Raw genomic sequence first — 18033 nt, forward strand, 5'->3', positions numbered from 1 at the left:
ACCCGGTTTCTTTGGTCTTGTGCGTAAGTCCTGTTTGATCTTCTGAAACAATTTGTAATCTTGGACTGTAGGGCTTTGGTTTCCAAAACTCTACAGATTTTTTTTGCTTAGTGGGACTTAAACAAAAATCAAGCCCAAATCAAGCCTAAACTTGCTTTGTAAGCTGCAAATACATCCCTATTATGTTGGAGCCACTCCACAAATCGAAAAGAAATCGCTGTGCGAAAGGCTTCAAGGGCATCAACAAATGTGTTTAAGGGTTTGTTCGCCCATCGACGTCTTAACCCTCCAGTTAAACTATGCCAGAGAATAAAAGTATAGGCACAAAATACCAAAATCCAATGTCTGATTAGACTTCTTTTATCTCGGACTTGATATTCTTTTAGCCCTAACCAGCCCTTTGCTTCCCTGTAAAAAACTTCTATCCAATTTCTTTGTGAATAGGTCGTTACTATCCACTCTCCTGTAGCTTTTGAAGCTTCAACATTAGTCATTAAATAATCAATATCACTGGCTTGGTCGAAAGTAGCAGCATTCATGACGATGGCTATTACTTTCTTCCCTGCATACTTTGATAATTCAATTTCTTTTGTTGCTACCCACACAGTTTTGGGTTTTTCCAGTTGGAGTTGAATTTCACTAAAAGCTCCTTGGGGCAACGATTTAGCTAAATTATCTAATCGAGTTTCCTCGGTTTCATCTTCCCCTTTTTTGAGGATTACCTTTCGATTCTTGGCGACTCCCCCTATATATTTTAATCCTTTTTTCTCTAACTCTTGTAAAAAACTTGTGTTATTTCCATACCCGGCATCTGTTAGCACAATTCCCGGTCGATATCCTCTGTCTAAGCTCCTCTCTATTAATTCTAATGCTATTTCTGGTTTCTTTTTAAATTCGGGGTCGGCTTTTCCTAAGGGTAATGACTCGGCTTTTTGATATAATTCTATATCTAATGGTAAGCTTTTTTTGCCATCGTATAGATGGCTCGTTACTGCTACGATTCCATTGTCGGTTTTTCCGATTTCTCCGATGTATTGTCGTCCGACTCCATCGGTAAAATTTCCGCTTTTTCGATGTCCTGAATCATCAATAATTAGAGCAAATCCCCGACTAATCTGGGTTTGCTTACACTGATTCATCACCTCCAGCCGACGCTGATTTAGTTTCATTGCTGACCAAGGAGCTTCGGTTAAAAAGTGGTGTAATCGGTGGTAAGTTACTCCTACGGCGTTATTCGCCATTTGCGACAGGTTTTTTCGCTCACTTTCTCCCAATAATCCCCCTAAATAGTTCCTAAATTCCCGTTTTTGCGCTTGATGGCTGAAAATATCGTCAAATCGACCACACCATCTATCGAAGCAAGGGGGCATTGCTGCCGGGGTTGTCTCTTTCATGGGTTATTCTTTAACGTTATCTGCTTGCTCTATAATCATTATCATCTATTTCCCTCCTTATTTTTGTTTAAGTCCCATTAGGATTTAATCCCGAATCTGAGTCAACCCAGTTGTAGTTGATTAGCGAATCAGTACAAGACTTATACTTGGGTAAGCATCATGTCACAAAAAGAGCATATCCCCGATCAAATTACCTGTAGAAGTATTAAACTAGCTGGCCCAATTCAGGGTAAAAAGATAGAAATTCAATTTGATGTTAAGCCCATAAGACAGGAGAAAAAATCTAATTCCAATTGGGAAACCCTGGGATTTTTATTTCTGATTCTATTTTTTTTGATTGTAATTGTGGGTCAGGGTACCGAATTAGGTTCATCTCCCAATCATGACTTGTTACCCCGTCCCCATAATCAAGATTCTCAATTTTAAATCATTGGTGCTAACCACCCTCGGATAAAATAATAGAAGGTTAAAAAATATTCATTTATGACTCTAGTGGTAAGTAATAGGGCTTCAGCGCTGGGAGCAAAATCAGCCCCGGTGATGTGACGCAGATATTTTTTCTGATGAACAAATGTATAAAAATTAGTGGGTGCTGGAATTACTTTGAACCCAACTCTGGTAAAAGCCAGACTAGCTCGACGCATTTCTAAGGCGGAAGTTACCAGAATAATGGTTCGACCTAAACGGTGGTTTTGCATAATTCGGTAAATTTCAACGGCATTATTATGGGTTGTTCCCCCATGGGTTTCTAATACAATTCTATCGGAGGGAATCCCCATATAAACTAAAAGCTGTTTAACATCATTAGCTTCAATTAAAGGATTGACTAATTCATGACGGGGGCCAGCACTAACAATAATAAACGGCCCGCGATCCTGTCGAAACAGTTGGGCTGCATAGGGAATGCGATCGCCTGTATCGGTTAATTGAATTTGTTTGCGATAGGATAATTTAGGTTCTGTGGTTCCCTGTCCTAATAATACAATTGCTCCCGCCCGTTCTCCACAACATAAATCCGTTTGTACGGTTTTTAATGCCACTCTTTCCACCTGTTGAGCTAACCAGTTGGCAAAGACGGGGGTACTAGAGACAATTAAAATTAATAATGCTACTAAAATCAAACTCGGGCCGGGTTTATCAATTTTACCATTTTTAATAAAAATAGAAGCAATTAATAACAGCAAAATTGATAATCCCAGAGGTCGAAACAGAATAGATAATATCCCCAGTACCACTGCTCCCACTTGACTATCAGGTGAGATGAAGGCGACAACAATTAAAATTAAAAACAGAACAAATAATAAGCGATTAAATAAGCCATTATTCTTATCACCCAAAATTTCCCAGGCTTTAAAAATAATGGCAGCAACTAGCAACAGAAATAAAACTCGAGTTAAGATGACAAACATGAAGTTATAAACAGAATCATCAAAGATCACTCAGGAACGCCGGAATGGGCAATAGGCAACTGCTTGCGCCTCTCAATTGGGTATGGGATCATGGTCAAACCCCAGGGCCGTTTCATTCTCAGGGAAACCAGGGTTTTGTAGGGGTAGTGCCCCCGTGCCTAGCCTCCCCATCCACTAATTCGTAATTCGTAATTCGTAATTCGTAATTCCCCGTTAATGATGTTTTAAATGATGGCGAATCGCCTCAACAACAGTTTCAACAACCTTGACCCGGGCATAATATTTATCATTAGCCTCTACTAACGTCCAGGGAGCGCAGGGGGTGTGGGTGCGTTGAACCATTTGATTAGCAGCGACTTCATATAAGGGCCATTTTTCCCGGTTGCGCCAATCTTCTTCCGTGAGTTTATGGAGTTTATAGGGGTTTTCTTTTCGTTCCTCAAACCGTTTTAACTGTTCTTCGGGATCGATATGTAACCAAAATTTAACTAATACATAGCCCGCACTGGTTAACTGTTCTTCAAATTCATTAATTTCTTGATAGGCCCGTCGCCATTCTAATTCTGTAGCAAAACCTTCAACCCGTTCTACCAAAACCCGACCATACCAACTGCGGTCAAATATCCCCAGTTTACCCGCCGCCGGCAACCGTCGCCAAAAGCGCCATAGATAATGACGAGCTTTTTCCTCATCCGTGGGTGCTGCAAAGGTGTTCACTTCATAACTGCGCGGATCTAAAATATCGGTTAATCGTTTGATAGCGCCTCCCTTACCCGCCGCATCCCAACCTTCAAACAGAGCTAAAACCGGAATTTGTTTTTGATATAGGGTTTGTTGGAGTTGACCTAAATTAGCTTGTTGATGACGCAGTTGGTTTTTGTAGTCTTCCGGGGATAAAGCCAATTTCAGATTAACCGCCGCTAGGGGGTGGGGTTCCGTGGGTTCTAAATGGGTTTGGGACGGTGTAAATACGGGGGGTAACTGAATATTTAAACGGTCTAAGGCTTCTTTTATCGATGCCACCACCGTTGATAATACCTTCACCCTAGCCCAGCGTTTACAATCTCCCTCTACTAATGTCCAGGGGGCCGAACCTGTCCCGGTATGAATTACCATTTCTTCGGCTAGGCTTCTATAGGTATCATAATTTTTTGCCTGTTGCCAATCTTCAGAGCGCACCCGCCACGCTTCTAACTCGTCTTCGGAGGCTTTTTTCAGCCGTTGTTTAATTTCTTTTTTGCTCAAATGTATCCAAAATTTCACCATCACTGCCCCATCGTCCACCAGTTGGCGTTCAAAGGCGTTAATTTGTCGCATCGCCATCGGGACTTCCTGTTCTTCCAGTCGCCCAAATAAGCGATCCTCTAAAACGTAGGTATACCAACTATGGTAAAAAATGCCAATACTGCCTTGGGGGGGTAATTTTTGCCAAAACCGCCAGAGAAACGGATAGCGGGATTCTTCATTGGTTGATGGCCAAATCGGATGGACAGCAAATCCCCTCGGGTCCATATATCCCACCATTTTCTTAACCAGTCCCCCTTTTCCAGCGGCGGCCCAGCCTTCTAAAACAATAATAATTGGTAATTTTTTTTCTCGACAGGTATGCTGAAGCGATCGCAACTCCTTCATTAACGCTTCTATTTGGCTTTTGTAGCTTTCTTTATCCAGCGATAAGGTTAGATCCAGGGTATCTAGCATCGATTTTCCCATCCTCATTAATTCCTGATTAGATATTCTAGTTCTTTTTCTCCGATACCTCGAAAACTTAAACAACTTTTTTAACTTCTGTTTTTTCAGGATTAACCCCGGATCTCAACTTATTGTATAATCGAAAATTCCTTAACTGCTGATCTGTGAACGTAGAAAATAATGCGTTTGACTTTAACTCATCAATTCATTTCGTTTAAAAAAGCAATTCCTCAACGGCAACTTTGGATTTGTCTGGCTATTTTATGTTCATTTATTTTACTTTCGATTCGAGTCTCGATTAATGAAAATCTAGTTTTAGATCAAGTTTTAATTCAAGTTCCCCATCGGATTTTTCCTGATAGTTGGGATGATTTTTTTAGATTTCTCTATTTATTAACGGGGGTCAAAGGCACAGCGATAATTGTGGCTTTAACCTTGGGTTTTTTGGCTTGGAAACGGTACTGGATAGAAGCTAAAGTTTTGGCTTTTTCTACCTTGGGAATTTTGATTTTAGTCGATAGAATTCTCAAGCCAATGATTGAGCGCAGTCGCCCTTTAGATCGACTCGTAAAATCCGTCGGGAGAAGTTTTCCCAGTGGTCATGCGACGGGGAATATTTTATTTTATTTTTTTGTCGCTTATCTGTTAGCAGAACGTTATCCCAAAGCTACTCCCTATATTTACGGATTGGCGACAATTTGGTTATTAATTATTGGGTTTAGTAGTGTTTATTTAAGATGTCATTGGCCCAGTGATATCCTTGCAGGTTATGGTTTAGGTTATATCTGTTTAACGATTAGTTTGGCTTGGTTAAAAGTTTCCCGTGAAAATCAAAAAGTGAGGGAATAATGAACAGTCAAAAATCGGAATTAAACTCATCCTTTAAAAAAATTTGGAAATCCTGGGAAAAGTACCCTAAGCTGACTTGGGGTGTTTCAATCTTGGGATTATTGTTATTGAGTGCGATCGCATTTTTAATTCATTTAGGCGATATTGGTTTAATCGATAAAACCGAACCGATGTTTGTCGAAGCCGCCCGACAAATGCACCTAACAGGTGATTGGATTACCCCCTATTGGAATGGGGAAACCCGCTTTGATAAACCGCCCTTAATTTATTGGTTAATAGTAATAGGGTTTCAAACCGTCGGGGTGAATGAATGGGGGGCGCGATTACCTTCCGCCATAGCCGCAATATTATCTACTTTTTTAGTATTTTATACCCTGCGTTATTTCGGTGGGTTGATATCTTTAGAAACAGAATCTTCTCGCACCCGTCAGCGTTGGATAGGAGCGTGGTGGGGAATGGCAATGATGACTCTAAATCCGGCTTGGATTGCCTGGGGGCGGACGGGGGTTTCTGATATGCTTCTAGCCTCCTGTCTGACTATTTCATTATTGGCATTTTTCTTGGGTTATGCTCAACCGAAAACCCGTCAACAAAAGGGGTGGTATTTTATATTTTATAGTTTTGCAGCTTTAGCGGTTTTAGCTAAAGGGCCGATTGGAATTGTCTTGCCGATTTTGATTATTGGGGGATTTCTAATTTATACAAAACAATGGCAAAGAGTTATTTGGGAAATGCAGTTATTAAAGGGAAGTCTGGTATTTTTAATCATTGCTGTCCCCTGGTTTGTTTTAGTGACTATGGCTAATGGTCAAGCCTATTTAGATACATTTTTTGGGCATCATAATTTTGCCCGGTTTACCAGTGTTGTCAGTAATCATCCTGGCCCTTGGTTTTATTATTTTCCCGTGATTTTAGTGGCTTTATTACCTTGGTCGGTGTATTTACCTGTAGCAATTTATCAAGTTAAATTTTGGAAAATCCAAGATTGGCGATCGCAGGATCGGTCACAACATTTAGGTTTATTTGCTCTATTTTGGTTGGTGATTATTTTTGGATTTTTTAGTCTTTCGGCGACGAAATTACCTAGTTATATCTTACCTTCGATCCCGGCAGGAGTGATTTTAATTAGTTTATGGGGAAATCAACAAAATAATATTGAGTCTAATCAAAATAAAATTTCTTTGCCGTTTTTAATCACAGGTTTTGTTAATGTTCTAATTTTATTGGTATTAGCGATCGCCAGTTTTATTAGTCATCAATTAGTCGGAGATGATACCCCTAATTTTTCTCAAATATTAGAAAGCAGTCATTTAACAACCGTATCAGGAATTATCTGGTTGATTGCTAGTGGAATTACTCTCTATTGCTTATTAAAACCCCAATGGCGACGGGCAGTTTGGGCGGGAAATGCCCTAGGATTCTTTGCTTTTATGGGTTTAGCAGCTTTACCTGTGGGTCAATTATTAGATACTCAAAGACACTTACCCCTGAGACAATTATCAACTACGGTGCGCCAAGTTCATCAACCAAATGAACCCCTATTAGTGATTGGGGTATTTAAACCAAGTCTGGTCTATTATACCCAACAAACTATAGAATTTATGACCTATGATATTCAGCAAAGATTATTAAAATTATTTCCTTTAGATACTCCGGTTAATACGGTTTTAATTATTACCAGACCCAAAGATATAACCAAACTTGGATTACAAAATTCTGATTATCAATTATTAAAAGATCAAGGAGAATATCAACTGATCAGGATCAAGATAAAGGTATTATTAAAACGTTAGAATTTGTGAAAAAATAAAGGTTTTTGAGGGGTATAACCCCTCAAATGAAAGATTACAATTTCGATATAAATTCCCATCTTTGGGAACATGACCACAGGATAAAAAGTCGGATAAAAACTGAGAAGCGTGACGATTATCTTGATCCTAATTTGAATCAACTCCATCCCAAAGTCAGAATAGATGCCAACAGACCCACAATATGCTAGGATCAGAGCCAGTTAAGTCAAACTCTAATATTCAAAACAGCCAAACTCTGTTGGGAACGGTAACTAACCCGGTTTGAATCAAAGGTAGAACATCCTGATTTTGCTCTTGTCCAACCACCTGCAAACTTTGACGATAGCGTATCAGTTCAACGATAACTGCTGTCAAAAAAACCGGGAGTTTATCGGGATAAAATCTCCAGTACCTCATCAAGCCCAGCTTGAAGTTTGATCATAATACTGCCTGCCACATCAATTCTTTTTTGCATACCAACCCATTTTTTGCCCCATGTTGAACGGTGAACACGGGGGAATAATCCTCGTCGGAAAATGTATTATTTTAAAAAAAATAAGCCAATTTTCCTAGCCATAGACAGAGGAAAACTCAAGAATATTTAGGCTAAGATTGATTACTCTCTAAAATACTGACATTTTTAACATTAATGAAAATGAAAATAATGACAGTAGATCAATTCGTATTGATTAGCCGAGAAAAGTATGAGTTTGATCAGAACTTGAATGGGGTGGATTATTCATCAACTTAATTCTATGCAGTACCAATGTTCTCCAACTAAAAAATCAGATTCGATCAAACCAACACCGAACAATCAGAAGCTTACCAATTCGGGGATAAAAACTCAACAACGGGTTAACAAACTTCTGCATAACAGTCCGGTAGTAATTTTCAGTTGTCAACCTCAACCCAACTACCAAATCACATTTATTAGTGACAACGTTAAAATTTTATTAGGATATGATGTTGTGCAATTGTTGAGGGAAAAGGATATTTGGCATACCTATGTTCCTGCTTCTGATCAAGATCAATGGCAAAATGCTTTTGGGCAATTATTAGCGAAAGAAAGCCATATTCATGAAGCTCGATTTGTACACGCTAATGGAAACTTGTGCTGGTTACGAGTGGAAATGCGCCTAATCAAAGATAAAGCAAAAAATGTTTCTGAAATTGTTGGTTACTTCGTGGATATTACCGATCGCAAAGAAGCGGAAATACAACTATTAACCACCGAAAATCGTTTAAAAACAGTCATTGAAACCGTTGGTAGTGGAATTACCCTGAGTGATCAAAAAGGTAATTTTTATATTTTTAATTCTAAAATGACAGAAATCACGGGATACTCTTTAGAAGATGCTCAATCTCATCAGGATTTTCTGGCCTTATTATATCCGAGTTCTGAATCCTATAGTCAGGCTCAAAGCCGATTAAAACAGGTAGCTTTAACCGGTTCAATCTTTAATGCAGAAACGACAATTCCCACTAAAAAGGGAGAGTTAAAAACCTTGCTTTTATCTACGGTAATGATGGAAAATCAGGAAAACCCGTTGTTTTTATCGACTTATCAAGATATTACTCCCCTAAAACGAGCCGAAAAAACCTTATGTCAACTGATTGTTCAAGAACATTTAATTTGGGAGATTACTCATAAAATTCGTCAGTCTTTGAATTTAGACGATATTCTGAATACAACAGTTATGGAAGTTCAACAATTACTTGAATGTGATCAAGTTTTTATTTATCGAATTTTTCCAGATTATCGAGGCAAAATTATTGCCCAAACCAACTCGAATGAATTGTTGAAAACCAAACAATCTGAGACGCCTTTAATTTCTTTAGAATCCTATGAAAAATTTAGTCAAGGTCGGCTTAGAGTAATCAATAATATCAATCATGATCCGATTCATCCAGAAATGTTTGAGTTTTTAAAATATTGGGACATTGATTCTGCGATTATGGTTCCTTTATTTGAACGGAATCATCTGTGGGGACTTTTAATTGTTAATCAAAATCAAGGTTTACGCCGTTGGTTAAAATGGGAGGCTAACTTACTTAGACAAATCTCCGAACAGGTGGGGATTGCGATTCAACAAAGTCAACTCTATCAAGAAACTCAAGATCAAGCCCGTCGCGCCCAAATCTTAAATCAGGTAATTCAAGTGATTCGCCAATCTTTGGATTTGGATACAATTTTTTCCATGGCTATTACTGAAATTATCAATTTATTCCATTTGGAGAGAGCTTGTATTTTGCAATATCTTCCCGAAACTAAACAATGGCAAGAGGTGGCTTCCTGTAGTTATGATGGTGATATTAATTCTCCGATTTTGTCTGAGATTCAACAACTCTATTGTTTAGAAATTGATGATTTTGATCTTCCTAATTGTGAGGAAATTCAATGTTTAACCGGAATTTTAGGAAGTTGGTTACCGATTCCTTTACGGGTGGGATCGGAAATTTGGGGCTGTTTGGGATTACTGAAACATCAGGATGCCATGGGTTGGAAAGAGTCGGAAATTGAGTTAACTTGTGCGATCGCGGATCAATTAGTGATCGCGATTCAACAGTCTGAACTCTATCAAGAATTACAAGTCGCTAACCAACAATTACTCCGCCTAGCTACCATTGATGGTTTAACTCAAGTTGCTAATCGTCGTCGTTTTGACCAATATTTAGAACAGGAATGGCAACGTTTACAAGTAGAAAAAGGTGATTTGGCTTTGATTTTATGTGATATTGACTACTTCAAACAATACAATGATTACTATGGACATTTGGCTGGAGATAGCTGTTTGAAAAAAGTCGCTCAAGCCCTTGAGGAGATTTTACACAATTCTGCGGATTTATTAGCTCGATATGGCGGTGAAGAATTTGCCATTATTTTGCCGAATACTACTAGGGATGAGGCGATTAATCTGGCGCAACACATTCAAAATGCGATTGCCCACCTGCAATTACCCCATGCCGATTCTAGGGTGAGTCAATGGCTAACTTTGAGTTTAGGAGTAGCCTGTACCATCCCCTCGTCCCTAGTCCCCTCCTCCAGCTTAATTGCCGCTGCGGATCTGGCTTTGTATGATGCTAAACAGCAAGGACGCGCCCGTTATTGTGTTCAAGAAGTCGATGTTTGAAAATTGTTTTTCTGGTGTTCTGGTGTTCTCGTGTTATCCTGTAAACTTTTCTACCCCACGGTACTATCGTTTTTGAGACTGTTGTGATAAAATACTTTTGTGATGAAATTTTGGGGACTGAGCGCTCTGTTGAACTGAAAGGGGGAGAGCGCTCTTTATTATTGGGGCTGTGAACTAATTTTCTTCTAGGGCTTTTAACAACATTTCTCCGATTTGTTGACAACCGACTAATTTCATCCCTTCAGACATAATATCTCCGGTACGATATCCCCAATCTAAGACTTTTAAAACCGCATTTTCTAGTTTTTCCGCCGCCACGGGTTGATCTAAGCCATAGCGTAACATCATCGCCGCACTCAGGACTTGAGCTAGGGGGTTAGCCCGATCCTGTCCGGCAATATCGGGGGCCGAGCCGTGCACGGGTTCAAACACCCCAGGGCCAGATTCTCCTAAGCTCGCAGAAGGTAACATTCCGATACTTCCGGTTAACATGGCCGCCACATCGGAGAGAATATCACCAAATAAATTCCCCGTCACAATCGTATCAAACTGTTTGGGGGCACGAACTAACTGCATCGCGGCATTGTCAACATATAAATGAGATAGTTCAACATCGGAATATTCGGAAGAAAGTGAGATAATCCGATCGCGCCATAACTGAGACACATCTAAGACATTGGCCTTATCTACAGAACAGAGTCTACCCCCACGTTTCCGGGCCGTTTCAAACCCAACCCGGCCAATCCGATCAATCTCAGATTCGGTGTAGGCCATGGTATTCACCCCGCGTTTTTCCCCCGTTTCCGTCTGAAAAATTCCCTTGGGTTGTCCAAAATAAATTCCCCCGGTGAGTTCGCGGACAACCATAATATCCACCCCTTCCACGATCTCTTTTTTCAAGGAAGAAGCATCAATTAAATGGGGTAAAATTGTAGCTGGACGTAAATTAGCAAATAATTTTAATCCAGCCCGTAACCCCAGTAACCCAGTTTCTGGCCGTTGATGCCGGGGTAAATTGTCCCATTTGTATCCCCCAATTGCTGCTAACAGCACCGCATCACTCTTGAGACACTGTTCTAAGGTTTCCGGCGGTAGGGGTTCTCCGGTAGCATCAATGGCGGCTCCTCCCATCAAGGCTTGATGAAAATTGAAGGTAATATTCAGTTGCTTGCCAACGACTTTTAACGCATCGACCGCCACCGCTATAATTTCAGGGCCGATTCCATCGCCAGGAAGTAGAGTAATGCGGTAGTTTTGACTCATAATCTTCATGTATTAACAAAACAGATTAGTTGAGGCGAGGTTGAACCGGGTCAGCGATCGCCCAACCTTCAAATGTAGCATTCCTTGAACCAAAAATGTTAATCTATAGTTTAAGATAGGGACAGGGAATTAATTCCTTTTACATAAAAATTTTTTGCATTTTACCACACCGATAACGGAGTTAAAACCAATTAAGCAGGACAAAAAAATGGACTATCAAAAAATTTTAGTTTCAATTGATCGAACTCCCCAAGCAGAGTTTGTTTTTCGTCAAGGTGTAGAACTAGCGAAACTGTACGAAAGTCAGTTAAAACTGTTTCATTGTATTAGTGTATCACCGATGATTTTGGGTTCCCCGGGGGACTTATATGGTCAACGGTTAAATCAAGTAGCCCAAATTCAACACGAATTAATTGACAAAGAAATTGATGAAGTCTCGGGGTGGTTGTCAACTTTTATCAGTTATGCCGAACGGCAGGGAGTTACAATTGAAACCGAATATCAAGTGGGAGAAGCGGGGTATTGGATTCGAGAAATGACCCAAAAATGGGGTGCTGATTTAGTGATTGTTGGCAGACGCAATCGTTCAGAATTAGCCGAATTGTTCTTAGGGAGCGTGAGTAATTATGTTGTTCATCATGTTAAATGTTCTGTGTTAATTGTACAGCAACCTGAAAATTAAGACCATTAATTTTTATTCATTTTCCCTATAGAGATGAGCCACAGCCCATCTCTTTTTCTATTCGTGGGGTTCTCCAAATAGAATCATTGAACAAGGGAGTTGATGAATCACTTCGCTGGTGACACTACTAACTTCCAATCCTCCGGCGGTGCGACGACGTTGCGATCGCAAGATAATCAGATCAATTTGTTGGGTTTCTGACAAAATCACAGAAGATATATCATTAGAAGAAATAATTTTAATCTCCGATAGCACTTGAGAGTCCGCATTCTGTATAACTTGATTGAGTTCGGCTTGAATTGTGGCAATTTGTTCCGGTTGAGCTTGAGGAGAATAAACGTGTAATACCGTAATTTTTGCTTGGTTAGTATCTGCTAAAAGTTGAGCAAAACGAATTGTACGAATTGTTGGTAGTGTTAGGGTTTTAACCGGAACTAAAATTGTTTTAATTGCAGTAGGTTCTTTTAATAATTTCATGACTGCGACCGGACAATGGCTAGACCAAAAAACACTATCAATCACATTTCCAAAGAGTCGGGTTCGCAGTCTCAGATCATGACCCCATCCCATGACAATTAGACTGGCATTTTGTTCACAGGCCGTACGCACAATTCCCGTGGAAACATCACTATCAATCCGCAGTTGGGGTTTAGTTTCTACATTAAATTCTCGCCCAACCTTTAAGGCTTGATTTAGTAAAATTCGACTATTAATTAGGGCTGATTGTAATTCCGGTTCATCCAGATGAATTTGGGCTTGAGTTGCAATCGATAAAGGGATAATTCCCCCGGATTCATGACGGGCAATTAACGCTGCCATTTCGATTAAATAGCGTTCTGTATTAGGGTTAGAAACGGGAACAACAACTCGAAAGGGAGTGGCGGATTCGAGTAGAGAAACTTGAGAGCGATTTTCCCACCATAACAGCGATTCAGAGGTTTCTAATAAGGGAGTTACTAAGCGCAATTTCGGGGCGAATTTTTGAGTTAATAATGGCCCCAAAGTGGAAGTTACCACCATCATGACAATCACACTATTAAAGATAGCTTCTGTGAGTAATCCCACTTGTAAACCGACTAAGGTGGCGGCTAAAGTGGCGGCGACTTGTGGTAGGGATAACGACCACATCACCATGGTTTCATTCCAGTTATAACGATAAAGTTTTTTCGCAATCCAAGCCGCAATAAATTTACTCCCAATCAATCCTAAAACAATCGATAAAGTCAATTCAAAACTATTAATTAATGTAGAAATAAAAATCGGAACATTTAATAATAGTCCCATAGCCACAAAGAAAAAGGGAATAAACAATACACTCCCGAGAAATTCCACTTTTTCTTTAACGGGGCTATTTCCCACCACTTCATTAATTGCCAACCCCGCTAAAAATGCCCCCACAATCATATCAACTTTGATGATTTGCGCTCCCACAGATGCCACAAATAAAACCATTAGAACAAAGAGAAATTGATTACTTTCATCATCTCCTGTGCGTTGGAAGTAGATTTTTCCTAAGCGACTAAATCCCAATAAAACAATCGCTGAATAAATTCCTAATAATGAAAATTGCCAAATCAATCCTTGCACAGTAAACTCACCAGCATGAATTGAAACACAGATAGCTAACACAAATAAAGCACTAATATCTGTAAAGACAGTTGCCCCAATGCTAACGACAACGGATTCGGCATCAACTAATCCTAACCGTTGAATAATTGGATAACCAATAGGGGTATGGGAGGATAAAATAGAACCCATTAAAATAGCAGCATTAGGCCCAAATCCAAAAGCAAAGGCGACTAATATACCCGTGATCAGAGGCACAAGAAATGTCGCCAATCCAAAGCCCAAAGACCGATGTTTGTTTTTATGGAATTGTTCGAGATCAATTTCTAATCCTGCTACAAATAATAAATAAACTTTACCAATATCTGAAAATAGTTTCATAGTTTCAGAAGTCGGTTCTAGTAAATTTAATCCATGGGGTCCTAAGGCAACTCCTGCGATTAATAATCCCACCAGTCCTGGTAATTTTAATCGTTCAAACCAAGGAGGAATCGCTAAGGAAACTAATAATAAAATCGTAAAAGAAACAATGGGGCTATCAGGAAGCCAAGATAAAAATTGAGACATAAATTATTAATTATCAGTAATCAGTTATCATTAATCAGTTATCAGTCTAAAAGTTAACTGATAACTGAAGATCAGAGGTTTTATTCAACCGTTACCGACTTAGCTAAATTTCGAGGCTGATCCACATCTAAACCCCTTCGGGCTGCAATATAATAGGCTAATAATTGCAGAGGAATTACGGTTAGAATCGGCGATAAAATTTCATCCACGATCGGAACAGCTAGAACATCATCAAAGGTTTCCTTGGCTTCGAGTTCTTCTAGGGGCATCACCCCAATTAAACGAGCATCTCTTGCCTTGGCTTCTTGAGCATTAGAAATCACTTTTTCATACACTGTTCCGGGCATGGCGATCGCCACTACGGGCACTTTTTCATCTAATAAAGCAATGGGGCCATGTTTCATTTCTCCCGCCGGATATCCCTCCGCATGAATATAACTAATTTCTTTTAATTTTAATGCCCCTTCTAAAGCAATGGGAAAATTAATTCCTCGGCCCAAAAAGATAAAGTCTTGGGTTTCATTAAAATCAGAGGCTAACTCCTCAATATGTTTTTCTTGACCCTGTAATAACTGTTCCATTTGAGCCGGAAGTTGTCGCAAATCCTTGATAATTTCAAGTAAGCGAGATTCCGGCAAACTTTGACGATGCCAAGCAATATCTAAAGCCAATAAATAAAAGGCAACTAATTGAGCAACAAAGGTTTTGGTTGCAGCTACCCCAATTTCAATTCCGGCTCTGGTATCAATAATATGGGGAACTAATTGGGCTAAAGAACTTTCAGGACGGTTCGTAATTCCTAATAGTTTAGGCGCGTATTTTGCCGGGGTATTAACCCGTCGTTGTTGTTCCATAGCTAAGGAAGCTAAGGTATCAGCCGTTTCTCCTGACTGCGTAACCCCAATCGTTAAAGTATGGGGTCGTAGGGGAGTCGGTGCGTAACGGGCCTCAGACGCATACTGTACCGCAGTAGGAATATTGGCGATTTGTTCTAACAAATATTTCCCGACTAAACTAGCGTGCCAACTGGTTCCACAGGCTAGAATTTCAATTTGTTCTAAATCTTGATACCAGCTTGAAGGAACACTTAAATGAATCGGTGAAGGGCGTTTTTTTGCTTTAGATTTTTCAGTTATTTTTTCCGGTTCTAACTCCAATTCTGGATCTAAATAGGCTTGCAAACAATCCCGAACAACTCCCGGTTGTTCATGGATTTCTTTTAACATAAAATGTTTAAAGATATGCTTCTCAACCAGAGTGGGACTCCAATTCAGAATCCGAGGAACTTTATGTAAACGCTCTCCCGCAAAACTATAAACTTCTACACCCAAATGGGTTAAACGAGCCATTTCCCCATTTTCCAAACTTAAAACCGCTTGGGTATAGGGAACTAAAGCCGGGGTATCCGATGCACAGAAAAATTCTCCTTGACCTAAACCAATAGATAAAGGAGCTTGTTGACGAGCCACAATTAATTCATTGGGAGAATCTGCACATAAAACCGCAATGGCAAAGGCTCCTTCTAAACGATTAACCGTTTGACGCACAGCCTCTAAAAAAGATATTTTTTCAGAAGTTGGAGTGGCTAAAAAGTCAGCAATCAAATGGGGAATCACTTCCGTATCCGTATCGGATTTAAACTCATAACCCTTAGCTTTTAATTCTTCTCGTAATTCCCGATAATTTTCCACAATTCCATTCTGAACAACCGCCACTCGTCCTTTATTATCCAAGTGCGGATGGGCATTTCGTTCTTCTGGTTTGCCATGGGTTGCCCAGCGTGTATGACCAATTCCAATACTAGAGGGCATCTCAACATGGGCTAATTTTTCCCGTAGGTTATGGAGCTTTCCCTTAGCTCTAAGAGAATGAATATTCCCTTCCCAAATTGTCGCCAAACCCGCCGAATCATAACCCCGATATTCCAGTTTTTCTAACCCAGCCATGAGAATTTCACTGGCAATTCGAGTCCCAATGTAACCTACAATTCCACACATGAATCTCACATCTCCTGTTTCAGTGGCTCCCGAATCTTAATCCGAGTTCATTCCCCCTATCTTAACAATCGCGATATCTTTATATTCCGGTATCGAATTTCAGTTAACCAGGAACACCCCCAACAAAAAAGAGGGTGGAATTTCCCCCCTCCATGAAGATTGAACCCACTGTAGTCTTTCCGGTGAAAGCAGTACATTATGGATTAATATAAACAACTGCTTTGGGGCAGAGTTTAGTAGGCTAGACCCATACTACGAGTGGTTTCAGCACCGAGATAAACCCGAATACTCAAGAAATCCGTAGGACAGGCAGTTTCACAACGTTTGCAACCGACACAATCTTCGGTGCGGGGAGAGGACGCTACCTGTGCTGCCTTGCAACCATCCCAGGGAACCATCTCTAGGACGTCAGTGGGGCAAGCGCGCACGCATTGGGTACAGCCGATACAGGTATCGTAAATTTTGACTGAATGAGACATTGAATGATTTCTCCAGTAGATATCAAAATGTTACAAGTTCTGCCCTAAGTACAGATTAGAAGTCCAGCTTAATATGAGCGGAATCATCCCATATATTGCATCACAATACCCCAGTGTTTCACTTCCAATACACATAAGGAAATAAAACTTTAAACAATTTGACAATTGAGTGCCTAAACCTGAACTGTCAACTATCTGATTTTTTCCAAAACCGACTTTGTGGAAACAACATGGTGGTCTAAACCGAGTTGTTGGGGGTCAATCCCCAGGGCCAAAGCCACTAATTGGGGAAGATGGAGAACGGGTAAACCCAAGGGACGACCGATCACTTTTTCGACTTCCGGTTGACGAGAATCTAAATTTAGATGACACAGGGGACAGGGTGTTACCATACAATCTGCACCGTTGTCAATAGCATCCTGAATTTGTTTTCCAGCCATTTGAAAGGCCGATTCCGTCGCGTAACTTGATAGGGGCCAACCGCAACATTGGGTTCTGCCCCGATAATAGACGGGAGTTGCCCCCACAGCCCGAAATAGGTTTTCCATCGATTCCGGGCTGTGGGGGTCATCATAGGGCAAATGGGTTTGAGCCCGGAGGAGATAGCAGCCATAAAAGGCAGCACACTTTAAGCCGGAGAGTTTGCGACTGACTTGGCGTTCAATTTCAACCAAACCATAATCGGCAACTAAGGCCCACAGCAGGTGTTTAACTTCCGTTGTCCCTTGATAGGGTGAGCAGCCTTCTTTGCTCAGTAATCCATTCACCTTTTCAAGATAAGCCGGATCATTTTCCTGAAATTCTTTTAACCGTTCGTCAACATGACCAATTACCCCCTGACAGGTGCTGCAATGGGTTAATAAGGGTAAATTTAATTCTTCTGCTAAAGCAATATTCCGGGCATTGACCGTATCTTCCAACAGTCGGGAATCTTCTTTGAAGGTTCCTGAACCGCAGCAAGATGCCTTTTTCAGTTCAATGAGTTCAATGCCTAACGCTTCGGAAAGAACTTGCGTAGACTGATACAGTTCCCGACAAGCACCTTGGGCAACACAGCCCGGAAAATAGGCATATCTCAAGGATGGCATAGAAATTACCTTCTCCACTAACGACAGGGGTGTTCTGAAGAACGCCCGTTATTTTTCATCATCTCTCCATCCTAGGGCGATCGGCAAAATTAAGAATTAAAAATTAAGGTTTTTTAAGGGTAAAAA

13 protein-coding genes are annotated in these 18033 nt (G+C 40.3%); 5 read left to right on the forward strand and 8 right to left on the reverse strand.

The window, feature by feature from the left end; all coding sequences use genetic code 11:
* Positions 1-128: 128 nt before the first annotated feature.
* A complete protein-coding gene (locus PL9631_RS07205) occupies positions 129-1394 on the reverse strand; it encodes an IS701 family transposase (RefSeq protein ID WP_083618487.1) in 1266 nt (421 codons plus the stop codon).
* Positions 1395-1553: 159 nt separating this feature from the next.
* Here PL9631_RS07205 and PL9631_RS07210 point away from each other — a divergent pair, with 159 nt between their 5' ends.
* Complete coding sequence (locus tag PL9631_RS07210) at positions 1554-1820, forward strand: hypothetical protein (RefSeq protein WP_083618489.1); 267 nt, start codon at positions 1554-1556, stop codon at positions 1818-1820.
* On the opposite strand, the gene PL9631_RS07215 is transcribed toward PL9631_RS07210, so the two are convergent.
* Positions 1817-2803 carry a YdcF family protein gene (locus tag PL9631_RS07215; protein ID WP_083618491.1) on the reverse strand — a complete coding sequence of 329 codons (987 nt, stop codon included), beginning with the start codon at positions 2801-2803 and terminating at the stop codon, positions 1817-1819. The genes PL9631_RS07210 and PL9631_RS07215 overlap by 4 nt on opposite strands.
* 213 nt (positions 2804-3016) lie before the next feature.
* Positions 3017-4504, reverse strand: coding sequence for a polyphosphate:AMP phosphotransferase (gene pap, locus PL9631_RS07220; RefSeq protein WP_083618493.1), 1488 nt, complete (start codon positions 4502-4504; stop codon positions 3017-3019).
* 171 nt (positions 4505-4675) lie between these two features.
* Here pap and PL9631_RS07225 point away from each other — a divergent pair, with 171 nt between their 5' ends.
* The 3 genes from PL9631_RS07225 to PL9631_RS07235 all read left to right on the forward strand — a co-directional run bounded on the left by PL9631_RS07225 (position 4676) and on the right by PL9631_RS07235 (position 10265).
* Positions 4676-5344, forward strand: a complete 669-nt coding sequence (locus PL9631_RS07225; RefSeq protein WP_083618494.1) for a phosphatase PAP2 family protein — start codon at positions 4676-4678, stop codon at positions 5342-5344.
* Positions 5344-7137, forward strand: a complete 1794-nt coding sequence (locus PL9631_RS07230; RefSeq protein ID WP_083618496.1) for an ArnT family glycosyltransferase — start codon at positions 5344-5346, stop codon at positions 7135-7137. Before PL9631_RS07225 ends, PL9631_RS07230 begins: the two co-directional genes overlap by 1 nt.
* 722 nt (positions 7138-7859) lie before the next feature.
* On the forward strand, positions 7860-10265 hold the full coding sequence (locus PL9631_RS07235) for a diguanylate cyclase domain-containing protein (protein ID WP_083618498.1): 2406 nt from the start codon (positions 7860-7862) through the stop codon (positions 10263-10265).
* Between the two features lie 174 nt (positions 10266-10439).
* Here PL9631_RS07235 and leuB read toward each other — a convergent pair whose 3' ends face one another.
* On the reverse strand, positions 10440-11528 hold the full coding sequence (leuB, locus tag PL9631_RS07240; RefSeq protein ID WP_083618501.1) for a 3-isopropylmalate dehydrogenase: 1089 nt from the start codon (positions 11526-11528) through the stop codon (positions 10440-10442).
* Positions 11529-11736: 208 nt separating this feature from the next.
* On the opposite strand from leuB, the gene PL9631_RS07245 reads away from it, so the two are divergent.
* Entirely contained in the window at positions 11737-12210 is a 474-nt protein-coding gene (locus PL9631_RS07245) for a universal stress protein (protein ID WP_083618503.1), read from the forward strand.
* A 57-nt stretch (positions 12211-12267) separates the two neighbouring features.
* Here PL9631_RS07245 and PL9631_RS07250 read toward each other — a convergent pair whose 3' ends face one another.
* The 4 genes from PL9631_RS07250 to PL9631_RS07265 all read right to left on the reverse strand — a co-directional run bounded on the left by PL9631_RS07250 (position 12268) and on the right by PL9631_RS07265 (position 17907).
* Entirely contained in the window at positions 12268-14343 is a 2076-nt protein-coding gene (locus PL9631_RS07250) for a cation:proton antiporter domain-containing protein (RefSeq protein WP_083618505.1), read from the reverse strand.
* 80 nt (positions 14344-14423) lie between these two features.
* Complete coding sequence (gene glmS / locus PL9631_RS07255) at positions 14424-16340, reverse strand: glutamine--fructose-6-phosphate transaminase (isomerizing) (RefSeq protein WP_083618507.1); 1917 nt, start codon at positions 16338-16340, stop codon at positions 14424-14426.
* A gap of 233 nt (positions 16341-16573) precedes the next feature.
* Complete coding sequence (gene psaC / locus PL9631_RS07260; protein WP_083618509.1) at positions 16574-16819, reverse strand: photosystem I iron-sulfur center protein PsaC; 246 nt, start codon at positions 16817-16819, stop codon at positions 16574-16576.
* A gap of 191 nt (positions 16820-17010) precedes the next feature.
* Positions 17011-17907 carry a CoB--CoM heterodisulfide reductase iron-sulfur subunit B family protein gene (locus PL9631_RS07265; RefSeq protein WP_083618511.1) on the reverse strand — a complete coding sequence of 299 codons (897 nt, stop codon included), beginning with the start codon at positions 17905-17907 and terminating at the stop codon, positions 17011-17013.
* Positions 17908-18033 lie beyond the last annotated feature (126 nt).

This window comes from Planktothrix paucivesiculata PCC 9631, from assembly GCF_900009265.2.
Taxonomy (GTDB): domain Bacteria; phylum Cyanobacteriota; class Cyanobacteriia; order Cyanobacteriales; family Microcoleaceae; genus Planktothrix; species Planktothrix paucivesiculata.